Source organism: Streptomyces sp. NPDC001027 (assembly GCF_040299045.1).
Taxonomy (GTDB): Bacteria; Actinomycetota; Actinomycetes; order Streptomycetales; family Streptomycetaceae; genus Streptomyces.
The window spans coordinates 1-19,144 of record NZ_JBEPBI010000008.1 but is presented as its reverse complement, the minus strand read 5'-3'; the positions used below and the strand labels follow the sequence as shown (position 1 = coordinate 19,144).

Annotated in this window: 16 protein-coding genes; 13 read left to right on the top strand and 3 right to left on the bottom strand. The window is 73.0% G+C overall.

Translation table 11 applies throughout. From position 1 onward, the window contains the following. Positions 1 to 43: 43 nt before the first annotated feature. The 4 genes from argH (at position 44) to ABT300_RS04620 (ending at position 4,909) form a co-directional block, all read left to right on the top strand. On the top strand, positions 44 to 1,471 hold the full coding sequence (gene argH, locus ABT300_RS04635; RefSeq protein ID WP_351672084.1) for an argininosuccinate lyase: 1,428 nt from the start codon (positions 44 to 46) through the stop codon (positions 1,469 to 1,471). A gap of 196 nt (positions 1,472 to 1,667) precedes the next feature. Beyond that, positions 1,668 to 2,639 (top strand): aldo/keto reductase, encoded by a 972-nt coding sequence (locus tag ABT300_RS04630; protein WP_351672081.1) that lies wholly within the window; start codon positions 1,668 to 1,670, stop codon positions 2,637 to 2,639. Positions 2,640 to 2,739: 100 nt separating this feature from the next. Further along, complete coding sequence (locus ABT300_RS04625; protein WP_351672078.1) at positions 2,740 to 3,282, top strand: TetR/AcrR family transcriptional regulator; 543 nt, start codon at positions 2,740 to 2,742, stop codon at positions 3,280 to 3,282. Positions 3,283 to 3,385: 103 nt separating this feature from the next. Further along, on the top strand, positions 3,386 to 4,909 hold the full coding sequence (locus ABT300_RS04620) for an MFS transporter (protein WP_351672075.1): 1,524 nt from the start codon (positions 3,386 to 3,388) through the stop codon (positions 4,907 to 4,909). 103 nt (positions 4,910 to 5,012) lie between these two features. Here the strand turns inward: ABT300_RS04620 and ABT300_RS04615 are convergent, their stop codons facing one another. After that, on the bottom strand, positions 5,013 to 5,684 hold the full coding sequence (locus ABT300_RS04615; protein WP_351672215.1) for a lysophospholipid acyltransferase family protein: 672 nt from the start codon (positions 5,682 to 5,684) through the stop codon (positions 5,013 to 5,015). Between the two features lie 519 nt (positions 5,685 to 6,203). Here ABT300_RS04615 and ABT300_RS04610 point away from each other — a divergent pair. From ABT300_RS04610 to ABT300_RS04600, 3 genes are all read left to right on the top strand, one after another. Continuing rightward, entirely contained in the window at positions 6,204 to 7,382 is a 1,179-nt protein-coding gene (locus ABT300_RS04610) for a glycerophosphodiester phosphodiesterase (RefSeq protein WP_351672072.1), read from the top strand. Between the two features lie 67 nt (positions 7,383 to 7,449). Next, a complete protein-coding gene (locus ABT300_RS04605) occupies positions 7,450 to 7,956 on the top strand; it encodes an RNA polymerase sigma factor (protein ID WP_351672069.1) in 507 nt (168 codons plus the stop codon). A gap of 45 nt (positions 7,957 to 8,001) precedes the next feature. Then, positions 8,002 to 8,499, top strand: coding sequence for a GNAT family N-acetyltransferase (locus tag ABT300_RS04600; protein ID WP_057580404.1), 498 nt, complete (start codon positions 8,002 to 8,004; stop codon positions 8,497 to 8,499). Here the strand turns inward: ABT300_RS04600 and ABT300_RS04595 are convergent. Both ABT300_RS04595 and ABT300_RS04590 read right to left on the bottom strand, forming a co-directional pair. Next, positions 8,489 to 8,905, bottom strand: coding sequence for a hypothetical protein (locus tag ABT300_RS04595; protein WP_319281496.1), 417 nt, complete (start codon positions 8,903 to 8,905; stop codon positions 8,489 to 8,491). The two genes, ABT300_RS04600 and ABT300_RS04595, sit on opposite strands and share 11 nt — an antisense overlap. A 1-nt stretch (position 8,906) precedes the next feature. Then, positions 8,907 to 9,266 carry a hypothetical protein gene (locus ABT300_RS04590; RefSeq protein WP_351672064.1) on the bottom strand — a complete coding sequence of 120 codons (360 nt, stop codon included), beginning with the start codon at positions 9,264 to 9,266 and terminating at the stop codon, positions 8,907 to 8,909. A gap of 606 nt (positions 9,267 to 9,872) precedes the next feature. On the opposite strand from ABT300_RS04590, the gene ABT300_RS04585 reads away from it, so the two are divergent. From ABT300_RS04585 to cobT, 6 genes are all read left to right on the top strand, one after another. Further along, a complete protein-coding gene (locus ABT300_RS04585; protein WP_351672061.1) occupies positions 9,873 to 10,925 on the top strand; it encodes a methionine ABC transporter ATP-binding protein in 1,053 nt (350 codons plus the stop codon). Then, complete coding sequence (locus ABT300_RS04580; protein WP_351672058.1) at positions 10,922 to 11,659, top strand: methionine ABC transporter permease; 738 nt, start codon at positions 10,922 to 10,924, stop codon at positions 11,657 to 11,659. The genes ABT300_RS04585 and ABT300_RS04580 overlap by 4 nt, the downstream gene beginning before the upstream one ends. Positions 11,660 to 11,738: 79 nt before the next feature. Continuing rightward, entirely contained in the window at positions 11,739 to 12,572 is an 834-nt protein-coding gene (locus ABT300_RS04575) for a MetQ/NlpA family ABC transporter substrate-binding protein (protein WP_351672055.1), read from the top strand. Positions 12,573 to 12,729: 157 nt separating this feature from the next. Further along, positions 12,730 to 13,368: a GNAT family N-acetyltransferase gene (locus tag ABT300_RS04570; protein ID WP_351672052.1), complete on the top strand. Its 639-nt coding sequence runs from the start codon at positions 12,730 to 12,732 to the stop codon at positions 13,366 to 13,368. Positions 13,369 to 13,462: 94 nt separating this feature from the next. Further along, on the top strand, positions 13,463 to 14,698 hold the full coding sequence (gene cbiE, locus ABT300_RS04565) for a precorrin-6y C5,15-methyltransferase (decarboxylating) subunit CbiE (RefSeq protein WP_351672049.1): 1,236 nt from the start codon (positions 13,463 to 13,465) through the stop codon (positions 14,696 to 14,698). A 345-nt stretch (positions 14,699 to 15,043) separates the two neighbouring features. Further along, the coding region (gene cobT, locus ABT300_RS04560; protein WP_351672046.1) for a nicotinate-nucleotide--dimethylbenzimidazole phosphoribosyltransferase at positions 15,044 to 19,144 on the top strand (4,101 nt) is incomplete at its 3' end.

Below are 19,144 nucleotides of genomic sequence, written 5' to 3'. Positions count from 1 at the left end.
TAATCATGCAGGTCGGTGAATGCAGCGGTGAGGAGCAACGCAAGTGAGCAGCAACAGCGGTGACGTACGGCTCTGGGGCGGTCGTTTCGCCGACGGTCCCGCCGAGGCCCTGGCGAAGCTGTCCGCGTCCGTCCACTTCGACTGGCGGCTCGCTCCCTACGACATCGCCGGTTCCCGCGCCCACGCGCGCGTGCTGCACAAGGCGGGCCTGCTCACCGAGGACGAGCTGACCCGGATGATCGCGGGCCTCGGCGAGCTCGAGGCGGACGTCGCCGACGGCTCGTTCGTGGGCACGATCGCCGACGAGGACGTCCACACCGCCCTGGAGCGCGGTCTCCTCGAGCGCGTCGGCCCCGACCTCGGCGGCAAACTCCGCGCAGGCCGCTCCCGCAACGACCAGATCGCCACCCTCTTCCGGATGTACCTGCGCGACCACGCCCGGATCGTCGGCGGGCTGATCGCCGATCTCCAGGACGCGCTGGTCGGCCTGGCGGAGGCCCACCCGGACGTGGCCATGCCGGGCCGCACCCACCTCCAGCACGCCCAGCCGGTGCTCTTCGCCCATCACGTGCTCGCCCATGTGCAGTCCCTGTCCCGGGACGCCGAGCGGCTGCGTCAGTGGGACGAGCGCACGGCCGTCTCGCCGTACGGCTCGGGCGCCCTGGCGGGCTCCTCCCTCGGCCTGGACCCGGAGGCCGTGGCCGAGGATCTCGGCTTCGAGCACGGCAGCGTCGGAAACTCCATCGACGGCACCGCCTCGCGGGACTTCGTCGCGGAGTTCGCCTTCATCACCGCGATGATCGGCGTGAACCTCTCCCGGATCGCCGAGGAGATCATCATCTGGAACACGAAGGAGTTCTCCTTCGTGACGCTGCACGACGCCTTCTCCACGGGTTCGTCGATCATGCCGCAGAAGAAGAACCCCGACATCGCGGAGCTGGCGCGCGGCAAGTCCGGCCGTCTGATCGGCAATCTGACCGGGCTGATGGCCACCCTCAAGGCCCTCCCGCTCGCGTACAACCGCGACCTCCAGGAGGACAAGGAGCCGGTCTTCGACTCCTGCGACCAGCTCGAGGTGCTGCTGCCGGCCTTCACCGGCATGGTCGCCACCCTGACCGTGCACCGTGAGCGCATGGAGGAACTGGCCCCGGCCGGCTTCTCGCTCGCCACCGACATCGCCGAGTGGCTCGTCAAGCAGGGTGTGCCGTTCCGTGTCGCGCACGAGGTCGCCGGAGAGTGCGTCAAGGCGGCGGAGGCCGAGGGCAAGGAGCTGGACGAGCTGACGGACGACCAGTTCGCGAAGATCAGCGCCCATCTGACCCCCGAGGTCCGCTCGGTCCTGAACGTCCCGGGCGCGCTGGCCTCCCGCAACGGCCGGGGCGGCACCGCCCCGAGTGCGGTCGCGGTCCAGCTGGCCGAGGTGAAGGCGAACGTGCGCGCGCAACACGACTGGGCCACCGCCAAGCAGTGACACCGGGGTGACACCGGGGCGGCGTGCCCGTTCGGGGTGCGGGGCCCGCGCGCCGGTCACGGCGCTGTCGCGCGGGCCGAGCCCTCGCCGCGCACCCCGCGCGCGGATGTCCCGCCCGCCCCGCACGCCGAAGGGGACGCCGTCGCGGGTTACGTTGGTCGTCAGCCGTACCGGAGCCGACCGAACGGAGCCCGCGATGCCCTTCGCCCGCCTCGCCGCAGCGACCACCCCCACCTGCCACATCGGCTTCGGGCTCGCCGCCGTCGGCCGCCCCGGCTACCTCAACCTCGGCCGTGACCGGGACCTCCCGCGCGACCGCAGCGTCGAGGCCCTCCGCGCCCGTACGCACGAACTCCTGGACGCCGCTTACGCCCAGGGCGTCCGCTACTTCGACGCGGCCCGCTCGTACGGCCGTTCCGAGGAGTTCCTGGCCGGCTGGCTCGCCGCCCGCCCCGACGTCGACGACGTGGTCGTGGGCAGCAAATGGGGGTACACCTACACCGCCGACTGGTCGACGGACGCCGAGACGCACGAGGTCAAGGATCACGGGCTCGCCACCTACGAACGCCAGCGCCGGGAGACGGAAGGCCTGCTCGGCGACCGGCTCGACCTCTACCAGATCCACTCGGTGACCCCGGACAGCCCGGCCCTCACCGACAAGGAGCTGCACGCGAAACTGGCGGAGGCCGCCGCGCGCGGCCGCACGGTCGGCTTCTCCACCAGCGGTCCCGCCCAGGCCGACGCGATTCGCGCCGCGCTCGCCGTGACAGTCGACGGCGAGCCCCTCTTCCGCACCGTCCAGTCGACGTACAACCTCCTGGAGACCTCGGCCGGCCCGGCCCTCGCCGAGGCCCGTGAGGCCGGACTCACGGTGATCGTGAAGGAGGGCATGGCCAACGGGCGTCTCGCCGGTCCGGCCGCACCCGACGTCCTCAGGTCGGTGGCGCAGGAGACGGGTTTGGACTGTGACGCCGTCGCCCTCGCCGTGATCCTGCGCCGACCCTGGGCCGGCGTCGTCCTCTCCGGCGCGGCGACGGCCGCCCAGCTCGCGTCCAATCTGCACGCAGCGGTCGTCGACCTCGACGACGACCAGCTGGACCGGTTGAACGTCCTGTCGGAGGACCCGCAGGCCTACTGGGAGCGGCGCAGCCGACTGCCCTGGCACTGAGCGCCCACCGCGTTCGGGCGGGTTCGCACCTCTGCCGCCACGCTGAGACGCGCACCCTCAGAATGAGACATCCATGTCTCACATGGGCTACTCTTGTCTCATGGCTGTCGATCGTGACCACGTGCTGCGCAGTGCCGCGTCCCTGCTGACCCGAAAATCCACCGCGACGATGGACGAGGTCGCCAAGGCGGCCGGGATCAGCCGGGCCACGCTGCACCGCCACTTCGCCGGGCGCGACGCGCTCGTGCGCGCCCTGGAGTCCCTCGGCATCGCGGAGTGCGAGTCCGCCCTGGAGGCGGCCCGACCGGACGACGGCCCGGCCCCCGACGCCGTACGCCGGCTCGTGCGGGAGTTCGAACCGGCCGCCGCCCTGCTCGCCTTCCTCTACACCGAGAACCAGCTCTTCGAGGGCGAGCAGCAGAATCCGGGCTGGACCCGGATCGACGAGCGCATCGCGGCCTTGTTCCGGCGCGGCCAGGCCGACGGCGACTTCCGCATCGACCTGACCCCCGCCTGGCTCACCGAGGCGCTCTACGGCCTGCTGGCCTCCGGAGCCTGGGCGGTCTCCGAGGGCCGGGTCGCCGGCAAGGACTTCACGCACATGATCACCGAGCTGCTGCTCGGCGGCGCACTGCGCCACTAGGGCCGCGCCGCTCGACACCGCAACCGCTCGACACCGCCACCGCACGTGGGCGCCGACTGCTCGGCGCCCCCATTGACCGACCCAGCTCACGAACAGAGGAACCATGACCAGCACCCTGCAGCCGGCGACCACGACCGAGGCGGTGAAGCGCCCCGACCGTTGGCTGGCGCTGTCCGTCCTCGTGCTCGCCGTGCTGCTGGTGGCCGTCGACGCGACCGTCCTCGGTCTCGCGACCCCGTACATCAGCGAGGACCTCGAACCCTCCGGAGCGCAGCTGCTCTGGATCGGCGACGTCTACTCGTTCGTCATCGCCGGTCTGCTCGTCTCGATGGGCAGCCTCGGCGACCGCATCGGCCGCAAGCGGATCCTGCTCCTCGGCGCCACCGCTTTCGGCCTGATCTCGGTCCTCAACGCCTACGCGACCTCCCCGGAGACGATGATCGCGGCCCGCGCCCTGCTGGGCGTGGCCGGAGCGACCCTCATGCCGGCCACCCTCGCCCTGATCCGCAACCTCTTCCACGACCCGCGCGAACGCAGTCTCGCGGTCGGCATCTGGGGTGCGACGGCCTCGGCGGGCACCGCGGTCGGCCCCATCGTGGGCGGCTTCCTCCTCGAGCACTTCTGGTGGGGCTCGGTCTTCCTCATCAACCTGCCCGTCATGGTGGTGCTCGTGGTGGTCGGCGTGAAGACGCTGCCCGAGTCCAGGAACCCCGACCACGGTCCCTGGGACCTGATCAGCGTGACGCTGTCGCTGGTCGGCGTGATCGCCGTCGTGTACGCCGTGAAGGAGGTCGCCGGTCACGGCCCGAGCTGGGAGACCCTCGCCGCGGCCGTACTGGGCGCCGCGGCACTGTGGGGCTTCGTGCGGCGTCAGTTCGCTCTGCCGGTCCCGCTGCTGGACATGCGGCTGTTCCGCAGGCGCGGCTTCAGCGGTGCGGTGCTGGCCGACCTGCTGACCGTGCTCGGCATGTCCGGCCTGGTGTTCTTCCTCTCCCAGTACCTGCAGTCGGTGCAGGGCAGGCGGCCGCTGGAGGCGGGGCTGGCCGAACTGCCCGCGGCGGTGGGCGCGGTGACGGCCGGTCTGCTGGCGGGCCGCGTGGCGCGCCGCTTCTCGGTGCGGGCCGTGGTCTCCGGCGGCCTCGCGGCGATCGGCCTGGCGCTGGCCGCGCTGACGACGGTCACCGGGACCACCGGCTACCCCATGTTGGGCGCGGCCCTGCTGGTGGTCGGCGTGGGCGCCGGGTTCTCCTTCACGGTGACCGCGGACGTCATCCTGGGCTCGGTGCCGAAGGACCAGGCGGGCGCGGCCTCGGCCGTCTCCGAGACGGCGTACGAACTGGGCGCGGCGCTCGGCATCGCCCTGCTCGGCTCGATCGTGACCGGCGTCTACCGGGGCTTCGCGGCCCCGGCGGGCACGCCGCAGGAGGCGCACGAGTCGTTGGGCGGGGCGGTGGAGGCGGCGGGGCGCCTGCCGTCGGCCGAGGGCGCGCAGATGCTGGCGTCGGCCCGCGAGGCGTTCGTCGACGGCCTCGCGGTGGCGTCCGGAGTGGGCGCGGCGGTCCTGCTGGCGGCGGCGGTGGCGGCGTGGTTCCTGCTCAGGGGACAGCGCCTGGAGACCGCGGGCTGAGCGAACCGGCCCGCGACCCGCAGAACGCCCCCCGTACAACAGTGTCCCCACGTCACCCGGCAGGACCGGGTGGCGTGGGGACACGCCGTTCCGCCCGGAGGGGCTACGCCGCCTTGGCCTTGGTGGCGTACATGTCCACGTACTCCTGGCCGGACAGCCGCATGACCTCGGTCATCACGGAGTCGGTGACGGCCCGCAGCACATAGCGGTCCCGGTCCATCCCGTCGTACCGGGAGAACTCCATCGCCTCGCCGAACCGGACCGTCACCCGGCCCGGACGGGGCATGCCCGCTCCGCCCGGCTGCAGCTTGTCCGTGCCGATCATCGCGAACGGCACGACGGGCGCGCCCGTCATCAGCGTCAGCCGTGCGATGCCGGTGCGGCCCCGGTAGAGACGGCCGTCGGGGGACCGCGTCCCCTCGGGGTAGATCCCGAAGACGTTGCCCTCCTCCAGGATCCGGCGTCCGGTCATCAGCGCGGCGACGCCGCCGCGGCCGCCGTCCCGGTCCACCGGGATCATGCCGACCCCGGTGAAGAACCAGGCCATCAGCCGGCCCTTGAGGGTCCTGCCGGTGACGTACTCGTCCTTGCCGATGAAGAAGACCTGTCGGTCGCACACCAGCGGCAGGATCATCGAGTCGATGAAGGTGAGGTGATTGCCCGCCAGGATCACGGGGCCGTCGCCCGGGATGTGCTCCGCGCCCTCGACCCGGGGGCGGAACATCAGGCGCATGACCGGTCCGAGCACTGCCTTGATGAGCGCGAAGCGCGACAACGAGCCCTCCGATGTCAAGGGAAAACGGTATGAGTCTGTGCAGGTGAGGACGATACTCGCGGGCCGGGGGCAGACGCACATCGGGTCACCCAGGTCTTACGCACTGTTGACGTTTGTTTACCTGTACGGCCGCATCGCCGCCCGCCCGTAGCCCGCTCGTCATCCAGACGGAACGAGGCGAACCGCCCCGGACCCGCAGAGGGGCCCGGAGAGGGGCCGGGAGAGGGCCCTGAGCCTCGCCGCAGCCCTGCCGCCGCCCGCCGCGGCCGCCGTCGCACCCCGGCGATGAGCGGGTTCCCCGGCCGCCCCCGCCGAATCCCGCGCCGAATCCCCGCGTCCGACGACCCGTCACCTCGGCGGACCGCGCGGACCGCATCCGTCGTAGGCGACCTCACGCACTCGGCGTACACCACGTGCCGTCCGCCGTCCTCCGCGTGTTGGGGCCGAGGTCTCCCGGAGGTCATGTACACGCCCCTACCATCGGCCCGCACGGACGAGCCGACGGCTGGGAGGCCCCTCATGGGAACGCAGGACACGCAGGAGTCGAACGAGCAGGCGCGCGCGGGCGGCACCGGGCGACGGGCGCTCCTCGGTGCGGCCGTGCTCGGCGCCGGAGGCGTGCTCGGTCTGTCCGGCACGGCGTCGGCCGCCGAGGCGCGCCACAGGGGAGGCGGCCTGAAGAGCCTTCCGGCGCCCACGGTCATCGGTCATCGCGGCGCGAGCGGCTACCGCCCCGAGCACACCTTCGGCTCCTACCAGCTCGCCCTCGACCTGGGGGCCGACATCGTCGAGGCCGGCGACCTCGTCCCCACCCGGGACGGCCACCTCGTCTGCCGGCACGAGCCGGAGATCGGCGGGACGACGGACGTCGCCGCCCACTCCGAGTTCGCCGACCGCCGCACGACGAAGGTGCTCGACGGCGTCCCCACCACCGGCTGGTTCACCGAGGACTTCACGCTCGCCGAGCTGAAGAGACTGCGGGCGATCGAGCGCATCCCTGCCAACCGCCCGCACAACACGCTCTACGACGGCCGCTGGGCGATCCCCACCTTCGAGGAGGTCCTGAAGTGGCAGGACGAGCAGACCCGTAAGCGGGGCAAGCAGGTCTGGATCTACCCCGAGACCAAGCACCCCACCTACTTCCGCAAGCTGGGCCTGGGGCTGGAGGAGCGGGTCGCCAAACTGCTGCACAAGTACGGCAAGGACCGGAAGAACTCGCCGGTCGTCCTGCAGTCGTTCGAGCCGACCAGCATCCAGCGCCTGAACAAGCTGGTCGACAACCCGCTCGTCGTGCTGTTGTCCACCGCCGCCTCCCGCCCCTGGGACTTCGTCGAGACGGGCGACCCGCGCACCGTCGCCGACCTCGTCACGCGGGCCGGTCTGCGGGAGATCGCCGGGTACGCGCAGGGCATCGGACCCACCCTCGACCTGGTCATCCCCAAGGACGCGGCCGGCAGGCTGACCACGCCGACCACCCTGGTGAAGGACGCCCACGCTGTCGGCCTGATCCTGCACCCCTACACCATGCGCAACGAGAACCCCTTCCTGCCCGCCGACTTCCGCAAGGGCTCGGACCCGGACGCCTACGGCGACCCCTTCGCCGCGTTCCGCACCTACTTCGCGACCGGCATCGACGGTGTCTTCACGGACAACCCGGACACCGGGGTGCTGGCCCGCGCGGACTTCGTCAACGGCTGATTCCTCGTTGGGGTGACAGTCTGCGGCCCGGGCAACCGACCGTCCGGGCCGCCGCATCGTGGGGCATATGACCCCCGACTTGCTCGCCTCCCTGCACCCGCTGCTCAGCGCGGAGGCCTCCGCGGAGGCCCCCGCCGCCGGCGCCGACCCCGGTGACCTGGAGCAGGCGGTCTGGCTCCGGCTGCTCGAACGCCTCGCCGCCGACGGCCCGCCCCGCGATCCCGAGGGCTGGCTGCGCCGGGCCGTCCGGGCGGAGGTCCGCCGCACCCGCCGCACCACCCGTCATGAACAGCCGTACGAGACCGAGCCCGTCGACGACGCGGAGCGCGGACCCGAACAGCTGGCCCTGACCGCCGCCCGCCACCGCGCCCTGCGTGAGGCCGTGGCCCGGCTGCCCGGCCGCTGCTCGCGTCTCCTGCAGGCCCTGCTCTCGCCCGAGGACCTCACCTACCGGGAGATCGCAGGGAAGTTGGGTATCTCACAGGGCAGTCTCGGACCGGAACGTTCCAGATGTCTGGGATGTCTTCGCCGTTTGCTCGCACCGGAGGTTGCGGCTCCCGAAGTGCGGGGATAGGAGTGAGGGACCACAGGCGATCAGGTGAGCGGGAGGCGTGCGCACATGGGCATGAGCGTGACCATCTCGGTGGCGACCGAGCAGGATGCCGAGCAGATTTTCAGACTGCAGTACCTGTGCTTCCAGAGCGAAGCCGCGCTGTACGGGAACTACCGCATCGCCCCGCTCGTGCAGAGCCTCGACTCGGTCCGGCAGGAACTCGCCGCCGACTGCGTCTTCGTGGCCCGGCTGGGCGACGAGGTGGTCGGCTCGGTGCGCGGCACCCTCACCGAGGACGGCGCCGCCGCCATCGGCAAGCTCTGCGTCCATCCCCGACTCCAGGGGCACGGCATCGGCGCACGGCTGCTGCGCGCCGCCGAGTCGGCGCTGGGCGGCGAGCGCGGCGCCAAGAAGTTCCGCCTCTTCGCAGGCCACCGCAGCGAGGGCAACCTCCGCCTCTACCGCCGCGTCGGCTACGAGACGGTCGGCACCTCCCAGGGCACGGACGGCGTGCCGATGATCGTCCTGGAGAAGCAGGCCGGCGAGTACGCCGCTACGGCGTAGCCGTACGGGACGTGCGCAGCCAGTACAGGGCCGACACCGGCAGCAGCACGGGGATGAACACGTACCCCATCCCGAAGTCGGACCACACGGTCGGCTCGGGGAAGGCGGACGGCTGGACCAGGGTCCAGGTCCCGACGATCAGCACGCCCGCGAGTTCGGCGGCGCAGCACAGCCGCGCCGCCCTGCGGGCCGTCTCGCCGCCCCGCACCAGCGAGTACGTGATGAAGCCGTACACCACGCCCGCCACCGCCGACAGCGTGTACGACAGCGGCGCCCGGTCGAAGTGCGCGGCGATCTCGTACGCCGACCGGGACACCGCCCCGACCACCATCACGCCGTAGAACCACACCAGCAGCATCCCGGGCCCGCTGATCAGCCGGTCCGGCTTCTCCTGCACCGCCGTCATCTCAGCCTCCCCAGATGTCGAAGAGCCGCACCTCGAGCACGGCGAGGACCACTCCGCCCGCGGCGACCGTCACCGAACCCCACCGGGTCCGCTCGGCCAGCGACATGAACCCGGCCGTCGGCACGCACGCGAACGCGCCCAGCAGATACGCCACGAAGAGCGTGGTGCCCTGCTCCGGCTTCTCGCCCCGCGCCAGCTGGACGATCCCGATCACGAGCTGGACCGTGGCCAGCAGCGCGACCACGGCCATCCCGATGAAGTGCCAGTCCTTGGTCGGCTGGTCGCGGTAGGCGGCCCAGCCGCACCAGGCGGCGAGCAGCAACGCGGCGACGCCGGTCGCCGTCGTCAGGGCATCAAGCATGCAGCGACCTTAATACGGCGTAACAGGCGCCCCGCGGTCGGCCCCGGGGACCCGTGGGACCGGCGGCACGACCGTGGCGTCGGCCACAGCCCGCCGGGCCCGCGACCGAGCCGACGACCGGGCGCCGACCGCCCGCCGACCGTGCGCTGCGGGGCCCGCTCGCCTCGTCGCCGCAGGTCAACGGCGCGTGCGCGGGGATCTCCGGATGCGGGTCGGGAGCGCCGACCGCTGTCCACGTCTGTCCAGCATGCGGACAGGCGGGTCTCGGTCAGGACCGTACGTCTGCTTTACTGATGCTCATGACCACGATGAGCAGCCGCATCCGCGCGACCGAGGCGACCATGACGCCCGGTGCTCGTTGTCTGTGTCGAATGTGCGCCTTCTAGAGGGCCCCCGCACCACCCCAGAGCTCGCGCCCCGAAGCGAGACGCCGTGGCAGGTCCGTACGCCGCATGCCCGCCGTACGTGAGCTGAGCCGCGCCCCGCGCACATGTCTCTCCCCGGTTCCTTCCGCCACGGCGAGAACCGTGTCGCGCCCTGACAGCCCGCATCCGTGCGCCCGGGCACACCCACGCCCGCGCACTCGACAGTGACGGAAACCCCCACGTGATCACCACCACGGGCCTGACGAAGATCTATCGGACCAACGGCTCGCGCGGCCGTGAGGTCACCGCCCTGGACGGCGTCGACCTGCACGTACGCGAAGGCGAGGTGTACGGCGTCATCGGCCGTTCCGGCGCCGGAAAGTCCTCGCTCATCCGCTGCGTCAACCTCCTGGAGCGCCCCACGGCCGGCACGGTCACCGTCGACGGGCGGGACCTCACCGCGCTCGCCGGGCGAGGGCCCCGCGCCGGACGGGAGCTGCGACAGGCGCGCAGCCGGATCGGCATGGTCTTCCAGCACTTCAACCTGCTGTCCTCGCGGACCGTGCAGGACAACGTCGAACTGCCGCTGGAGATCCTCGGCTCCTCCGGGAAGGAACGATCCCGCAAGGCGCTGGAGCTGCTCGACCTGGTCGGGCTCGCCGGTAAGGCGAAGGCCTACCCGGCGCAGCTGTCCGGCGGCCAGAAGCAGCGCGTCGGCATCGCCCGCGCACTCGCCGGCGACCCGAAGGTGCTGCTCTCCGACGAGGCGACCAGCGCACTCGACCCGGAGACCACCCGCTCGATCCTCCAGCTGCTGCGCGACCTCAACCGGCAGCTGGGCCTGACCGTCCTGCTCATCACGCACGAGATGGACGTGGTGAAGTCGATCTGCGACTCCGCCGCGCTCATGGAGCACGGCAGGCTCGTCGAGTCCGGCACGGTCAGCGAACTGCTCGCCACCCCGGGCTCCGAACTGGCCGCCGCGCTCTTCCCGGTCGGCGGCGAGGCGAGCGGCCACGACCGCACCGTCGTCGACGTCACCTTCCACGGCGATGCCGCCACCCAGCCCGTCGTCTCCCAGCTGTCGCGCACCTACAACATCGACATATCGATCCTCGGCGCCGCGGTCGACACCGTCGGCGGCCTCCAGATCGGCCGGATGCGCATCGAACTGCCCGGCCGCTACGAGGACAACGTCGTGCCCATCGGCTTCCTGCGCGAACAGGGACTGCAGATCGACGTCGTGGACCGCGCGTCCCAGGAACCCGCGCTCATCGAGGGAGGCGTCAAGTGAGCTGGTCGGAGATGCAGCCCCTGCTGACGCAGGCCTGTGCGGACACCTTCTACATGGTCGGCTGGTCCACCCTCGTCGCCGTCGCCGCCGGCCTCCCGCTGGGCGTCCTGCTGGTCCTGACCGACCGCGGCGGGCTGCTCCAGAACGTCCTCGCCAACAAGGTCATCGGGCAGGTCGTGAACGTCGCCCGCTCGATGCCCTTCATCATCCTGATGGTGGCGCTGATGGACTTCACGCGCACCGTCACCGGCACCACCATCGGCCGTGACGCCGCGATCGTGCCGCTCGCCATCGGCGCCATCCCGTTCTTCGCACGTCTGGTCGAGACGGCTGTCCGCGAAGTGGACGGCGGGCTCGTCGAGGCGGTGCAGTCGATGGGCGGCGACACCTGGACGATCGTGCGCAAGGTCCTCGTCCCGGAGTCCCTGCCCTCCCTGGTCGCCGGCGCCACGACCACAGTCGTCACCCTCATCGGCTACTCCGCCATGGCCGGGACCGTCGGCGCCGGCGGACTCGGCGACATCGCCATCCGCTACGGCTACCAGCGCTTCCAGACCGAACTGATGTGGGTCACGGTGGCGATCCTCGCCGTCGTCATCTCGCTCATCCAGTTCGCGGGCGACTTCACGGCCCGCTCCCTGCACCGCCGCGGCGGCGGCTCGGGCCCCGCCCCCAAGCTCCGCCTGCTGAAGGCGAAGAGGCCGGCCGCCGCCGACGTCGGCAAGGTCGCCTGAGCCCTCCACGGGCCGCACACCGGACTCCCCGCACCACCCGAAGCGGGGCCAGCACCACCCTTCAGGAAAGGCACTTTTCGTGCGTAACACCGCCAAGATCACCACTGCCGTCCTCGCCGCCGGAGCCCTCACCCTCGGACTCACCGCCTGCGGCTCGGACAAGGACTCCGGCGCCGACGCGAACGCCACGCTGACCGTCGCCGCCACCCCCACCCCCCAGGGCGAGATCCTCGACTACATCAAGGACGACCTCGCGGCGAAGGCCGGCCTCAAGCTCGAGGTCAAGGAGTTCACGGACTACGTCACGCCCAACACGGCGGTCCAGCAGGGCGAAGTCGACGCCAACTACTTCCAGCACCAGCCGTACCTCGACGACTTCAACGAGAAGAACGGCACCGACATCGTCGCCGTGCCCGGCGCCACGGTGCACCTCGAGCCGCTCGGCCTGTACTCCCGCAGCGTCAAGAAGCTCGACGCCCTGGAGAGGGGCGCCACCGTCGCCCTGCCGAACGACACCACCAACGAGGCCCGCGCGCTCAAGCTCCTGGAGGCGGGCGGTCTCATCGGGCTCAAGCCCGGCGTCGGTTACGACGCGACCCCCAAGGACGTCGCCTCCAACCCCAAGGGCCTGAAGTTCAAGGAGCTCGAGGCGGCGCAGTTGCCGCGCTCCCTCTCCGACGTGGACGCCGCCGTCATCAACGGCAACTACGCGCTGGAGGCCGACCTCAGCCCGGCGAAGGACGCCCTGGTGGCGGAGTCCGCGAAGGGCAACCCGTACGCCAACTTCCTCGCCGTGAAGAAGGGCGACGAGGGCGACCCGCGCGTGAAGAAGCTGGCCGGGCTGCTCACCTCGCCCGAGGTGAGGAAGTTCATCGAGGACAAGTACGACGGCGCCGTCGTCGCGGCCTTCTGACCCGAGCCCTGCGACGCACACGCACGGGGTCCGCGCCTTCACCCGGTGTGGACCCCGTGGTGGGGTTCCGGGCCCACATGCTGCATGCTGGGCAGTTCAGCCGGCCCTGACGGGACGGCAGGTGTCACCCGAGGTCCCGAAGGTTACGGAGCGGCGCATGACGAGCACCTTCCCCAACATCTCCATCAGCACGGAGCGGTTGGTGCTGCGACCCCTCGACGAGGACGACGTGACCGCCCTGGCCGACATGATGAACGACGAGCAGGTCACGGCCTGGACCGCCGTGCCCCAGCCCTTCGACGAGGCGGCCGCCCGGCGCTGGATCGCCGAGTACGCCCCCGACGAACGCACCGCGGGACGCGGCCTCGACCTCGCCGTCACCGAGTTCCTCACCCAGCGCCTGGTCGGCCTCGTCCAGCTCGCCAAGACCGACTGGCACGTCCGCTCCACCGAGCTGTCGTATATCACCGCCCCCTGGGCGCGCGGCGAGGGCTATGCCTCCGAGGCGGCGCTGGCCACCGCCCAATGGCTGTTCACCGACCAGAAGTTCGAGCGCATCGAGCTGCGCACGGCTGCCGACAACACCGCATCCCAGCAGGTCGCGCAGAAGATCGGCTGCATCAGCGAGGGCGTGCTGCGCGGCGCCTGCATAGCGCGCGCCCGCGCCGGGGACGGATCCTGGAACGAGGTGCGCACCGACTACATCGTCTACAGCCTCCTCCCGGAGGACCTCGACGGCGGCGGCGAGCACTTCGCGGAGAGCGGCGAGTTCACGTCGTACGCCGACTGGAACTGACCTCGCCGCAGGTGTCACCGCCGCCGCCCCCGCCCGCCGACCAGGTACCCTCACGGAGCCCGCTGCCTGCGTGAACCCGGGGGAGACTGACGAGATGGCCGACCGCGTCACGGTGATCGGCTGGGACGGCTCGCCGCTGACCGACGCGGCCCGCTCCGCTCTGAGCGCCGCCACGCTGGTGGCCGGCGCCGCCCACCACCTGGCGCTGCCCGAAGTGCCGCCCGGCGCGGAACGCATCCGGCTCGGCAGCGTCGCCCTCGCCGCCCGCCGCATCACCGGCCACCGTGGCACCGCCGTCGTCCTCGCCGACGGCGACCCGGGCTTCTTCGGCGTCGTACGGACCCTGCGCGCGCCCGAGTTCGGCCTGGAGGTCGAGGTCGTCCCGGCGGTCTCCGCCGTCGCCGCCGCCTTCGCCCGCGCCGGAATGCCCTGGGACGACGCCCAGGTGGTCGTCGCCCACCGGCGCACCCTGCGCCGGGCGGTCAACGTGTGCCGCGCCCACACCAAGGTCGCCGTCCTCACCTCCCCGGGCGCCGGTCCCGCCGAGCTCGGCCTGCTCATGGAGGGCGTGCACCGCACCTTCGTGGTCTGCGAGGAACTCGGCACCGCACGCGAGCAGGTCAGCGTCGTCACCTCCGACAAGGCGGCCGACCACACCTGGCGCGACCCCAACGTCGTCATCGTCATCGGCCCCGCCGGCCCGGCGACGGCCGGGGACGGCGGCTGGATCGCCGGCCGTGACCCGGGCGCCGGCCCGCGCGGCTGGACCCTGCCGGCCGACGCCTACGGCGGCGGGCTGGGCGAAGGGGAGGCGCCGCTGCTGCGCGCGGCCCAACTCGCCCACCTCGGGCCGCGGACGGGCGACCTCGTCTGGGACATCGGCTGCGGCAGCGGCGCCTTCGCCGTCGAGGCCGCGCGGGCGGGGGCCGCCGTCATCGCCGTCGACCGGGACATGCTGGCCTGCGCCCGCACCGACGCCGCCGCGCGTCGGCACGGGGTCCAGCTTCAGATCGTGCGCGGCGACGCCCCGCACGTGCTGGAGAACCTGCCCGAACCGGACGTCGTCCGGGTCGGCGGCGGGGGAGCGGCCGTCGTCTCCGCGGTCGCCGACCGCCGCCCGCAGCGCGTCGTCGCCCACGCGGCCACCCGGGACGCCGCCGAACTCGTGGGCCGCGACCTGACCGAGCACGGCTACCGTGTCGAGTGCGCCCTCGTCCAGGCCGTCGAACTCGACACCAGGGCCTGGACGGAGACGGAGCGGAGCGTCGCGTTCCTGCTCACGGGGGTTCTCGCGGACCGCGGGCCGCAGCCCGGTTCGCCCGCCCGGTGATCCTGTTGTCGTACCGCGCGCGGTAGGCTGGCCGATCGTCGTACCGCTTCCGGTCGCCCGGCGCTTCGTCGGTCAATGTCCGGAAAACACCTCCCTTTTGGGCAGGGTGTGGTACGGCAGAACCGGAGGACGCGCAACGTGGCGCAGTCCACAGCGGAGCGTCGCGGATCAAGCTGTCGCGACGACACGATGGCCGGGACAATGCCACTGTATGGCTTTGTCGCTTTTTCGAGCGGGTCGTTCGTGCCGCTGGGCACGGACGCTCGTTCTCACTGCGGGGCGGATGGTGCGCCGCTCCGGGCGAGCTGGTCGTAGGAGCACTAAACCGATGGGCGAGGGGTACGCATGACCGACACCGGCCAGGTCCCGGGCGAGGCGCTGCCGGAGAACGCAGGCATGGTGGAGCAGCCGGGCGCCCCCGCGCACGGTGCGTACGCCTACCTCTCCGAGTCCCCCGCCGAGGACGAAGACCTGTTGCTGCTGCCGGGCGCCCAGAGTGCATGGGGCAACGAGGTGGCCCCGCCGGCCCCGGAGCCGGTGGTCGAGGCGGTGCACGAGCCGGGCCCGCACGAGACGGACGGCCGCGACAGCGGCTCGGTCGACCTCAGCGGCGTCCGCCTGCCCGGCGCGTCGGCGCCGCAGGCGGCCCCGCGCCGCCCCCTGCACCTCGGCCCGCCGATCCCCGACGCCTCCGCCAGCCCGGTCCGCTCCCTCGCCGACCGCGGTCCTGCGGGCGCGCCGGTCCGTCAGCCCGGCCCGTCCGCCTCCGGACCCGAGTACCTCGACGTGCCGCAGTTGCGCGAGATGCCGCTGCAGGGCGCGTCCCCCTGGGGCGCCGCACAGGTCACGGCGCAGACGCCGGCCGCATCCGGGGTGACGACCGTGCAGGCGGACGTGCCGGCCCAGGTCGCGGCGCAGCAGCAGGGCGAAGTCGCGGGCGTGGCCCAGGCCGTGGTGGCCCGGGTGGCGACCGAGGCGATCGCCGCGACCGCCCCGCAGGAACCGGCGGCGGAGCACGCGGGCGAACCCGAGACCGCCTCGCCGCAGACGTCGTCCACCGGGTCGTACGGGGTCGTCGACCCCGGTGAGCTGCTGGGCGCCGCCATGATGGCGGAGGCCGGTCAGGACCTCGCCGAGGCCGCGGACGCGCCCCTGTCCGGCGACGACCGGCCGGCGGACGTCCCCGTGGAGCCGACGCCTTCGCTGCCGGCCGACGAGGATGCCGCGGCGGCGTCCCGGACGCCGGAAGTCGCCGAACCGGACGGGCACGGCGCCGCCGAGGCGGTCGGCCCCGCCGAGCCGGCCGCCCCTGCGGAGGCCGCCGAACCCGCCGAGCCCGTGGCCGACCCGGCAAAGACCCCGGACTCCGCCGTGGCGGCCCCCGCGGCGGAAGCCGCCCAGGAGCCCGAGCCGCGGATGCAGCCCGAGGCCCAGGCGCCGGAGGCCCGTCCCGCCGACGCGCCTGCCCCGGCTCCGCAGACGCCGGCGGAGACCGTCCCGGTCGCCGACGCGCCTGCCGTCCCGGAGACCGTGCAGGTCGCCGAGCCCGCCTCGGCCCCGGAGGCCGAGTCCGCCCCGGGCGGAGAAGGCGAGGAGGCCGAGGCTCGGCAGCCCGCCGAGACCGTGACCGAGGAAGCGGCCGAGACGCCGGAACCGACGGAGTCCGCCCCCGAGGTCCCGGAAGCCGGGCACGTGCAGAGCGCCGACGCCGTGACCGAGCCGGTCGGTGCGCAGGCAGACCCCGCAGCAGCGGAGCAGCCCGCCGAGCCGGCCCCCGACGCCCCGCCCGCCCCGCAGACCCAGCCGACGGACGCGGAGCCGGAGAACCAGCCCGCGCCCGAGCCCGAGCCCCTGACCCCCGCCGCGGCCCACATCGCGGTCCCGGCGTCCCACACCCCGGACGCCCCGCAGCCTGCCGACGCCTACGACGGGTCCACCCAACCGGAGTCCGAGACGGCCGCCGCCCCCGAGGCGCACCTGACGGAGCCGCAGCCCGAGCCGGAGGCAGGACCGGAGACCGGGCCTGACGAAGTGGCGGCGCAGACCCGGTCGACCCCCCGCCCGGAGTCGACCCCCCACCCGGACCCGACGGCCCACCCGCAGCCGACGGCCGTCCCCGACCCGTCCGCCGCCGAGGAGCCTGTCGCCGAGGAGCCTGTCGCCGAGGAGCTCGTCGCTGCCACCGCCGCCCCCGAGCCCGCGACGTTCCTCGCGGACGCCGTCCCCGCTCCGCAGCCCGCGCCCGCGCCGGCGGACGACGCGTCGGGCGCCGACCTCGTGACCGCCGCCCCGCAGGGTCCCCAGCCCGCGCCGGGACCGCCGGAGACGGACCACGCGGCGCACCGGACGCCGGAAGCCCCGTCCGGGCACGTCGTGCCGGAGTCCGTGTCACAGCAGCCCTTGGGGCAGTTCGTGCCGGTGGACGCAGCGGCGCCCGCCCCGGCGCACCTCGCCCCGGCCTCGCCGCACCCGGGCGTGCCCGCGACCGAGGAGCAGCCGGTTCCGCAGCCGTCCCCCGAGGCAGCCGAGGAAGCGGCCGGTGAGGAGCCGTCCGCCGCCGAGGCCGCCGCCCCGGACCTGCCCGCCGTCACGATCCCCGCCCCCCGCGAGACCGCGCCCGAAGAGACCGCGCACAGCCAGGCTTCCACCGGCGAGACCGGCCACGCCCCGGCCGCCGCCGACACCGCGGACGCCCGGCAGGAGGCCGGTGTCCCCGCGTCCGCGGCCGTCGACCCCGAGGTCGTGCAGAGCCCGGAGAGCCTGCGGACCACGGACGCCGAGCAGGACGACGAACCGGCCGCCGGGGAAGGCGCGCGCGTGTCGGCAGGGCCCGCCGCGCCCGGGTACGGCGACGCCGAGCGCGAGGCCGTCCTGAAGGTCATGCGCGAGCGCCGCGACATCCGCAACGGCTTCCGCGACGACCCGATCCCGCACGAGGTGCTGCTGCGCGTCCTGGAGGCCGCCCACACCGCGCCCTCCGTCGGCCACTCGCAGCCCTGGGACTTCGTCGTCATCCGCTCGGCCGACACCCGGCGCGCGATGCACGAACTGGCGGTCCAGCAGCGTGACGCGTATGCGAAGTCGCTGCCGAAGGGGCGTGCGAAGCAGTTCAAGGAACTCAAGATCGAGGCCATCCTCGACACCCCGGTGAACATCGTCGTCACCGCCGACCCCACCCGCGGCGGCCGGCACACCCTCGGCCGTCACACCCAGCCGCAGATGGCGCCGTACTCCTCCGCGCTCGCGGTCGAGAACCTCTGGCTCGCCGCCCGCGCCGAGGGTCTGGGCGTCGGCTGGGTGAGCTTCTTCGACGAGCGCGAGATGGTGCGCGCGCTGGGGCTGCCGGAACACCTCGAGGTGGTCGCCTACCTCTGCGTCGGCTACGTCGACGAGTTCCCCGAGGAGCCCGAGCTGATGCAGGCGGGCTGGGCCAAGCGCCGTCCGCTGTCCTGGGTCGTCCACGAGGAGACGTACGGCCGTCGCGCGCTGCCCGGCGAGGACCCGCACGACCTGCTCGCCGAGACCGTCGCCAGCGTCCGCCCGCTCGACGCCAAGGCGCTCGGCGAGGCCTGGGAGCGCCAGAAGCGGATGACGAAGCCCGCCGGGGCGCTCGGCATGCTGGAGATCATCTCCGCGCAGCTGTCCGGTCTGTCCCGGCAGTGCCCGCCGCCGATCCCGGAGCCCGCGGCCGTCGCGATCTTCGCGGGCGACCACGGCGTCCACGCGCAGGGGGTCACCCCCTGGCCGCAGGAGGTCACGGCGCAGATGGTCGCCAACTTCCTGGGCGGCGGAGCGGTCTGCAACGCCTTCGCGAGCCAGGTGGGCGCCGAGGTGTGCGTGGTGGACGTGGGCGTCGCCGCCGAACTGCCCGCGACCCCGGGGCTGCTGCCCCGCAAGGTCCGCGCCGGCACGTCCGACATGACCACCGGCCCCGCGATGACCCGCGAGGAGGCCAAGCAGGCCATCGAGGTCGGCATCGAGACCGCCCGCGACCTGGTGGCGGCCGGCAACAAGGCCCTGCTCACGGGCGAGATGGGCATCGCGAACACGACTGCGTCCGCAGCGCTCATCTCGGTCTTCACGGGCGCCGACCCCGCCGAGGTCACCGGCCGCGGCACCGGCATCAACGACGAGACGCTCGCGCGCAAGACCGAGGTCGTGCGCCGCGCCCTGGACTTCCACCAGCCGGACCCGGCCGACCCGATCGGCGTCCTGGCCGCGATCGGCGGCTTCGAGCACGCGGCGATGGTCGGTCTGCTCCTGGGCGGGGCGTCCCTGCGCACGCCGGTGATCCTGGACGGCGTCAGCGCCGGCGCCGCCGCCCTGGTGGCCCGTGCGATCGCCCCCGAGGTCCTCGCGGCCTGCATCGCGGGCCACCGCAGCGCCGAGCCCGGTCACGTGGCCGCCCTGAACAAGCTGGGACTGCGTCCGCTCGTGGACCTCGAC

Excerpts from the sequence above, each read along its gene's own strand:
- ABT300_RS04630 (WP_351672081.1), top strand. The coding sequence starts at position 1,668 with ATGCCCTTCGCCCGCCTCGCCGCAGCGACCACCCCCACCTGCCACATC.
- ABT300_RS04625 (WP_351672078.1), top strand. The coding sequence starts at position 2,740 with ATGGCTGTCGATCGTGACCACGTGCTGCGCAGTGCCGCGTCCCTGCTG.
- ABT300_RS04620 (WP_351672075.1), top strand. The coding sequence starts at position 3,386 with ATGACCAGCACCCTGCAGCCGGCGACCACGACCGAGGCGGTGAAGCGC.
- ABT300_RS04610 (WP_351672072.1), top strand. The coding sequence starts at position 6,204 with ATGGGAACGCAGGACACGCAGGAGTCGAACGAGCAGGCGCGCGCGGGC.
- ABT300_RS04605 (WP_351672069.1), top strand. The coding sequence starts at position 7,450 with ATGACCCCCGACTTGCTCGCCTCCCTGCACCCGCTGCTCAGCGCGGAG.
- ABT300_RS04600 (WP_057580404.1), top strand. The coding sequence starts at position 8,002 with ATGGGCATGAGCGTGACCATCTCGGTGGCGACCGAGCAGGATGCCGAG.
- ABT300_RS04595 (WP_319281496.1), bottom strand. The coding sequence starts at position 8,905 with ATGACGGCGGTGCAGGAGAAGCCGGACCGGCTGATCAGCGGGCCCGGG.
- ABT300_RS04590 (WP_351672064.1), bottom strand. The coding sequence starts at position 9,266 with ATGCTTGATGCCCTGACGACGGCGACCGGCGTCGCCGCGTTGCTGCTC.
- ABT300_RS04570 (WP_351672052.1), top strand. The coding sequence starts at position 12,730 with ATGACGAGCACCTTCCCCAACATCTCCATCAGCACGGAGCGGTTGGTG.
- cbiE (WP_351672049.1), top strand. The coding sequence starts at position 13,463 with ATGGCCGACCGCGTCACGGTGATCGGCTGGGACGGCTCGCCGCTGACC.